Genomic DNA, 7,146 nt, shown 5'->3' with positions numbered 1-7,146 from the left:
GGCCGAGGTTAAGGATCAAGCTGAAGGACACCGCAGGCACCGCGACCCTGGAGCTGCGCTACGACCGGTTCGACTACCCGACCCTCGACGAGCGCACCGACATCTTCCCCGCCATCGTCCAGCGGATCAGCAAGGTCACGGGAGAGCGCCGGGGTCCGCGTCCCGCAGTAGACCGAAGCCGGCACCCTGATGATCCCCTGCCGGGTGGGCTCCCTCAGAACCCCACCAGATCCCGGGCCAGGCATACGTCGATCTAGTGCCGCAGGACCCCGAAGACCGCTGACTGCCCTCTCGCCCTGTCCGGTCTCACCGAACGGCCCCCCCACTGCAACACGGCCAGTGCAACATCCCCGCGCGTTTCGCCCCTGACCTGCGGTGACAGCTCGGACGGGGCCTCCTGGCACCCGTGTTGCAGGGGGGGCCTCCGGTGGTTCTGTACGCGAGATTCGACAGCGGGTGTTCAGGCTTTCGGGAGTGGCGGAATCGCGGGCCGTTCGATGTTCACGAGTTTGGACAGCACCCTCGCCCCGCGTCTGCTGGGAAAGCTGTTGCGGGTCAAGACGTCCTTGGCGGTGGGGGTGTGGTGGTCGCCAGGGTGGGATCGGTGGCCGAGGGTCTCGCACGGACGACGGCCTGGTCGCCTTGTGGTCCGAACAGGTGCAGGATCTCCACGGCCCTCGAGTTTGCGGGACCGAACCAGTGCGGTTCTCTGGTGTCGAACTCGGCCACTTCGCCGGGGCGGAGAGTGCATTCGTGTTCGCCGAGGATGAGGCGTAGCTCGCCGGCGAGGACGTAGAGCCATTCGTAGCCGTCGTGGGTCACCAGCTTCGCCTCGCGGGGAGCCAGCACGTGCTTGAACACCTGCACCTGGCCTGGGTACTGCGTCAGGGGCACGAGGACGCTGCCGTCACCTCTGCGCAAGGGCGTGAGATGCACCCTGGGGTCACCGGTGGCCGGTGCGGCCACCAGTTGGTCGAGTGCGACGCGGTGCGCACGCGCGAGCGGGATGAGCAGGTCCAGAGTCGGGCGCCGCCTGCCTGATTCGAGACGGGACAGTGTGCTCACCGAGATCCCGGTCGTGGTCGCGAGCGCCTCCAGCGTGAGTCCTCGGTCTCGGCGCAGAGTGCGCAGCCGTGGCCCGATGTTGTCGAGTATCTGCTCCAGTTCTGTGTCCACCTGGTTCAGTGTGCGGTTCTTTGCGGTTTTCGCAAAAACGCTGGTCGGTGGTCGTCGGCCTGCCTGAGCCTTGCCAGCATCTACTCCCAGATGTCAGAGGCGGACAGTGACAACGACGACGACTCATCCTGTTCAACCCGTGCTGAGCGCGCGCAGACGCTGGACGGTGCTGGCCGTCTGCTGCCTGAGCATGTTCCTGGTGGGCCTGGACACCACCATCGTCAACGTGGGCCTGCCCGCCATCGGGCGCGGCCTGGGCGTCGAGACTGGCGGTCTCGAGTGGACTGTGGACGCCTACACCATTGTCCTGGCGGGTCTGTTGATCTCCTCCGGCGCGCTGGCGGACCGCTTCGGACGCCGGCGGGTGTTCCAGTCCGGGTTGATGGTGTTCGGCGCGGCCTCGCTGGTCTGCGCGATGGCACCTTCGGTGGGCGCGCTCGTAGCGGCCCGTGCCGTTCAGGGCATCGGCGCCTCGATGCTCAGTCCCGTGGCTCTCGCGATCGTGGTGAACGCTATGCCCGACCCGAGGGAGCGGGCGCAGGCCATCGGCGTCTGGGCGTCGGTCTTCGGGCTCAGCATGGCCGTCGGCCCGGTCACGGGTGGCGCCCTCGTCGCGGGGTTTGGCTGGCGGTCGCTGTTCTGGATCAACGCTCCGGTCATCGTGACCGCCCTAGTGCTCAGCGCGGTGTTTGTGCCCGAGTCCCGGGGGCCGCGGGCACGACGGCTCGACGTTGCGGGCCAGACCCTGCTGACCGTGGTCATCGGGGTCTGGGTCGGCGTCCTCATCGAAGGGCCGCGCATCGGCTGGACATCGCCCGTGGCGCTGGCCGGCTATGGGGTCGCCTCCACGGCGACGGTCGGGTTCGTGTGGGTCGAGGCGCGTCGGCACGAACCGCTGATGGATCTGCGACTCTTCCGGAGCCCGCTGTTCAGCAGCGCGGTCCTGGGCGCCGTGGCGGTCTTCGTCGCCCTGAACGTGACGCTGCTGCTCAACACCCTCTACCTGCAGCACACCCGGGGCTTCACGCCACTGGCCGCCGGGGTGGCCACCCTGCCCATGGCTCTCGGAGCGACCGTCTGCGCACCCTGGTCCGGCCGTCTGGTCGGTCGTATCGGACCGCGGCTGCCGTTGACCCTGGCCGGCGGCTTCATCATGGCAGGCGGACTCTGCCTGGTCGGTCTCGATCGGCACACGAGCGTGCCCCTGCTCCTGCTTGCCTACCTGTTCATCGGTATCGGGTTCGGCTTCGCCAATGCGCCGATCACCAACACCGCAGTCAACGGGCTGCCTCCGGCCCGGGCCGGCGTGGCCGGAGCGATCACGTCCACCGCACGACAGGTCGGCTCCGCACTCGGCATCGCCCTCGCCGGCGGCCTGGTCGCGAACACCGGCCCGGCGGGGCTCGCACATGCGTCCCGCCCGGGCTGGATCCTGGTCGCCATCTGCGGACTCCTCCTGTTCCCCTTGGCCCACGCATCGCGGACGAAGAAGTGAAGAAGTGCTGTCGGAACTCACGAACTGTTCGACCTGGTTCGGCGATCGCCTGCTGCTCAAACTAACTGCTGTCCGTTTCGGTGAACAGAGCCACTCCGGCACGGGGCGCCTGACAGCACGAGGCCCCGGGCGATGACGCCAGGGAAGTGGGCGCCGTTAGCCCAGGACGCGCCAGGGTTCCCGGCCATGCTGGTCGGGACCGCTTTGCGCCGGCGTTCCGCGGTCGAACTGCTCGTAGGCCTGGCGCAGGTACTCGGGCGACAGGTGCGCATCGTTGGCCAGGGTCTCGAAGGTCTCGCCTTCGGCGAGGGCGCGCTCGATGGCCTCGTGCAGGATGACCTGGGTACGGCGGGCTGCTTCGGCGAGGTCGGCGACCGCGTCCGACCACCGGCCGTCCCGCAGGCTGTCGGCTGCATTCTCGGTGATCATTTCGGCGGCCATCGTCAGGCCGGCCGCGAGCATTCGCCGGTCCTCGGGCACGGGCTTGCTGCTCTTCATCGAAAGCTTCATGGCCAGCACCGTAGGGCGAACCTGGGGTGCCTGGGGTGCGATTCGGTCATGGGGGCGTGGCCTTCTCGAAGGCGACCGCTGGGCGTCCGGTGGGCAGGGCAAGCCCCGACCCGGCGGCGCGGGCAAGCCCAAGGCCGCGTGGCCTCGGCCTACCGCCATGCGCCCAGTGCACCCGAGGGAGGCCGTTGCCCGTAGTCCATCCGGGCGGGATCCTGGAGAAAGGACGCCTTAATCGCCGGCCCCGCGGGTACCAGCCGCAGTGGAATCCCCGCGCCCGCACGTGTGAGCTGCTGACGGCCGTGGACCGGGTCCTTGTGCGCTACGCGGCTCAGCTGCCGCTCACGATCCGGCAGGTCTGGTACTCGCTGATCTCCGACGGCGTGCTGGTCAAGGAAGAGCGCACCTACAAACAGACGGTGGAGCTCCTCGGGATGGCCCGCCGCTCTGGCCGCATCCCGTGGGAGGCGTTGCGCGACGACACCGAAATCCGCGCCGAACCCGTCGCCTACGACGGGCCCGACGACTTCCGGGGCGGGCTGCGCCAGGCGGCGCTGGACTATCGGCTGGACCGGCAGGCCGGCCAACCGGTGCGGCTTGAGATCGTCTGCGAGACAGCTGGGATGGTTCCACAGCTTGTCGCCGTCGCCGACCCGTACGGCGTGCCTGTGTATTCGGGCAGCGGATTCAATGGGCTGCCGGCGAAACAGGGAGCAGCGCTGCGTGCGGCTCTGACGGAACACCGCGCGGTGAGGGTTTTCGTCGTCTCCGACTGGGACCAGAGCGGGGTCCACCTGTTCTCCGCGCTGGCCGAGGATGTCACCGCGTTCGCTGCCGTGGACGCCCCGGGAACGGAGGTCGTCTTCGAGCGCCTGGCGGTGACCGAGCAGCAGATCGCCGACTACGGGCTGCCCACCGCGCCGCCGAAGGCCAGTGATCACCGCTTGTTCAGCGGCACCTCCACCACCCAGGCCGAGGCCCTGCCGCCCGACGTCCTCGCCGCCGTGCTGAAGGCCGCGATCACCTCCCACCGGGACGTGCGCGTCCTGGCGGCACTCCTTGAGCGTGAGGAAGACGAACGCCGCCGTCTCCTTCAGAGCCTCGGATACGACCCTGACGCCGACTGACGACCGCGATCTCCTCACTGTGCCCCCGTGTTGGTGTCAGTGGGCGGTGAGAGACTCATGGGATGGCTTTGCGATCACCTCTTTATCTCGACACGGACACGCTGCTGGCGCAGGCGGAGTACCACGAGATCGACGTGCCACAGCGCGAGGAGATCGTGGAGACGACGACTAAGCCTGAATCCACCGGCCAATGGCCGGTCCAGGGCTTGGACATGAAGACGCGGATGCCCTCTGAGCTGGGACGATGGGACTTCCTACGGTTCCGCATCCACAGAGCAAGAGAACACCCGCGAGATGCAATCTTCCCATGCCGCTTCGGCGGTGTCCGCCGCGTTCGATGACACGAATCTAGTCGCGTATGCCGGGCTGGTCCCGGTGATGCGACTGGCCGAGCGGTGCGGGCTTGCCCGTTGGGTGGCGGAGAAGGTGAAGCTGAGCGGGGCGAAGAACAGCGCGGGTGCCGCAGCGCACGCCAAGGTCACCAGCATCGTGGGCGGGATGGTGGCGGGTGCGGACAGCATCGACGACCTGGACGTCCTGCGGCACGGTGCGATGCCGGCCCTGTTCGGCGGGATCCGTGCCCCGTCCACGCTCGGCACGTTCCTGCGTGCGTTCACCCACGGTCACGCGCTCCAACTCGATGCCGTGCACCGCAGGTTCCTGGCCGCACTGGCCGCCCACACCCCGCTGCTGCCGGGCGCGGGCCAGGTGGCATTCATCGATGTCGACTCCACCCACAAACGCGTCTACGGCCGCACCAAGCAGGGGGCGGAGTACGGCCGGTTCAAGGGCGTCCGCACCCTGCACCCCCTGCTCGCCACGATCTGCACCCCCGCCTCCCGGCCGGTGATCGCCACCGTGCGGATGCGCCGCGGCAAGGCAGCCGACTCCCGCGGCGCCCCGAAATTCGTCAGCGAGGCTCTGGCCACGGCGGTGGAGGCCGGCTGCACCGGCATGCGCATCCTGCGGGCGGACTCCCAGTTCTACAACGCCGGGGTGATCGCCGCCTGCCGCCGGGCCGGCGCCCGCTTCTCGATCACCTGCGGCATGAACCCGTCCGTCAAACGCGCCGTCCTTGGCATCCCGGAGGGGGCATGGCAGCAGATCACCTACCCCACCGCCGTGCCCGATCCCGACACCGGTGAGCTCGCCTTTGATGCGGAGGTCGCCGAGATCCCGGCCTACACCGCGTTCGCCGGCCGCAAGAAGAGCGAGCAGGTCACCGCCCGGCTGATCGTGCGCCGGGTCCGCGACCTGGCCAAACCCGCCACCGTCGGCGAGCAGGGCGAACTGTTCCCCGTCTGGCGCTACCACCCGTTCTTCACCGACAGCCCCGCCCAGACCCTCCAGGCCGAACGGGAGCACCGCCACCACGCCGTCGTCGAACAGGTCATCGCCGACAGCAAAGCCTCCGCCCTGGCCCACCTGCCCTCGGGGCACTTCCACGCCAACGCGGCCTGGCTGATCCTGTGGGCGATGGCCTACAACCTGCTGCGGGCCACCGGCGCGCTGACCTCTGCCTTCCACACAAAGGCCACCACCGCCACCCTCCGCGCCCACCTCGTCAACGTACCCGCCCGGATCGCCCGCTCCGCACGGCGCATCACCCTGCATCTACCGCACAACTGGCCCTGGCAGCACGCCTGGACGCACCTGTTCGACACGGTCCACGGCCCACCCAAACCAGCCTGACAACCCCCGCCCACCCGCCCGCCAGGGCCCGACCGGAACCGAAACCGTGGAAAAGCTGGGCAGACCAGCAGGTACCCGCTGCCCACCCCAGCCGCCGCCCCGGAACCGGCGCAGAACGATCCTCAGAAGGCCACCTTCAAACCACGTCGGTGGATCGAGGCTAAGTGGTCGGCCTCGAAGTCCTTCGGGGGTTGATCATGTTGCCTGGGCGGCGGAGGATTCTTCTGGGTGATCGGCGGTGTGCCGGTCGAGCCTGGCCAGCAGATCGTCCAGGTCGGAAGTGGTGAACTTCCACTGGAACGGCTGTGCTGTGGCGTTGTAGCGGTCTTCGAAGGCTCGGAGTCGGTCTCGGACCTGGTCGAGGTCCGTGAAGTCGTTGGGTGCCACGACTTTGCGTTGGACGACGGAGAAGAAGATCTCGACCTGGTTCGTCCAGGAGGCGTGGACGGGGGTATGGACCATGACGGCGTTCGGAAACGCGGCGGTAAGGCGATCGATGGCCTTCTTCCCTCGGTGGGAGGAACCGTTGTCGACGATCCAGAAGACGCGTTTGGCGCTGGCGTAGGGCTCGCTGGTCATGACCTGGGTGACCAGGTTCATGAACGGCACGATGCCGGTGGTGGTCTCGCAGCGGCCGAGAACGCGTGCTCGGTGGACGTCGTAGGCGGCGAGGTAGGCCAGGGCGCCGCCGCGTTGGTATTCGTGGTTGACGCGCATCGCCTGGGCCTGCCCGGGTGCCAGGGTCGGGGTGGCAGCGGCAGCGGGCCTGAATGGAGGTCTTCTCGTCCGCGGAGATCACGTACTCGTCCTCGCCCAACGGGGCACCGTCGAAGGTGCGGGCATACAGGTCCATCACCCGTGCCGCCTTGGTGTGGAAGTCCGGGTCGCGGATGAAGATCCAGGACCGGTACTGCCAGGGCTTGAGCGCGTCCTCGCGCAGCCAGCGGCGCACTGTGGACGCGGAAACGGTATCGGTGATCCCGCGCGAGGTCAGCTCGGCGGTCAACTCCGGGCACGACCAGCGCGCCAGCGGCACGCCGGTCTCGGCGGGTAACTGGCAGGCCAGCGCCTTGGCCTCGGCGACCTGCACGGGAGTGAAGGGAGCGGGGCGCCCGCTGCGCTTGCGGTCGGCCAGGGCCGACAGCCCGC

6 protein-coding genes and 2 pseudogenes are annotated in these 7,146 nt (G+C 68.7%); 4 read left to right on the top strand and 4 right to left on the bottom strand.

Features of this window, described 5'->3' with window-relative positions; translation table 11 throughout:
* Positions 1-257, top strand: a pseudogene (locus tag J7E87_RS34575) (hypothetical protein); the annotation flags it as partial.
* A gap of 298 nt (positions 258-555) precedes the next feature.
* On the opposite strand, the gene J7E87_RS34570 reads toward J7E87_RS34575, so the two are convergent.
* Positions 556-1,176: a helix-turn-helix domain-containing protein gene (locus J7E87_RS34570; RefSeq protein WP_215098621.1), complete on the bottom strand. Its 621-nt coding sequence runs from the start codon at positions 1,174-1,176 to the stop codon at positions 556-558.
* Between the two features lie 139 nt (positions 1,177-1,315).
* Between J7E87_RS34570 and J7E87_RS34565 the strand changes: the two genes are divergently transcribed.
* A complete protein-coding gene (locus J7E87_RS34565) occupies positions 1,316-2,671 on the top strand; it encodes an MFS transporter (RefSeq protein WP_308313207.1) in 1,356 nt (451 codons plus the stop codon).
* 156 nt (positions 2,672-2,827) lie between these two features.
* Here the strand turns inward: J7E87_RS34565 and J7E87_RS34560 are convergent, their stop codons facing one another.
* Positions 2,828-3,181: a hypothetical protein gene (locus J7E87_RS34560; protein WP_215098619.1), complete on the bottom strand. Its 354-nt coding sequence runs from the start codon at positions 3,179-3,181 to the stop codon at positions 2,828-2,830.
* A 299-nt stretch (positions 3,182-3,480) separates the two neighbouring features.
* Here J7E87_RS34560 and J7E87_RS34555 point away from each other — a divergent pair, with 299 nt between their 5' ends.
* Positions 3,481-4,305, top strand: a complete 825-nt coding sequence (locus tag J7E87_RS34555) for a hypothetical protein (RefSeq protein ID WP_215098618.1) — start codon at positions 3,481-3,483, stop codon at positions 4,303-4,305.
* Between the two features lie 294 nt (positions 4,306-4,599).
* The gene (locus J7E87_RS34550) at positions 4,600-5,997 is read left to right on the top strand and encodes an IS1380 family transposase (RefSeq protein ID WP_215098617.1); all 1,398 of its coding nucleotides are present in this window, start codon (positions 4,600-4,602) and stop codon (positions 5,995-5,997) included.
* A gap of 195 nt (positions 5,998-6,192) precedes the next feature.
* Here J7E87_RS34550 and J7E87_RS34545 read toward each other — a convergent pair whose 3' ends face one another.
* Together J7E87_RS34545 and J7E87_RS34540 are read right to left on the bottom strand one after the other, a co-directional pair.
* Complete coding sequence (locus J7E87_RS34545) at positions 6,193-6,714, bottom strand: transposase (RefSeq protein ID WP_251018441.1); 522 nt, start codon at positions 6,712-6,714, stop codon at positions 6,193-6,195.
* A gap of 280 nt (positions 6,715-6,994) precedes the next feature.
* A pseudogene (locus J7E87_RS34540) lies at positions 6,995-7,087 on the bottom strand (hypothetical protein); the annotation flags it as partial.
* Positions 7,088-7,146: the final 59 nt, after the last annotated feature.

The sequence above is a fragment of the Streptomyces sp. ISL-1 genome, from assembly GCF_018614585.1.
GTDB classification, from domain to species: Bacteria; Actinomycetota; Actinomycetes; order Streptomycetales; family Streptomycetaceae; genus Streptomyces; species Streptomyces maoxianensis.
Note: the sequence above shows the minus strand (reverse complement) of the source record. Positions and strands in the feature narration are given on the sequence as shown.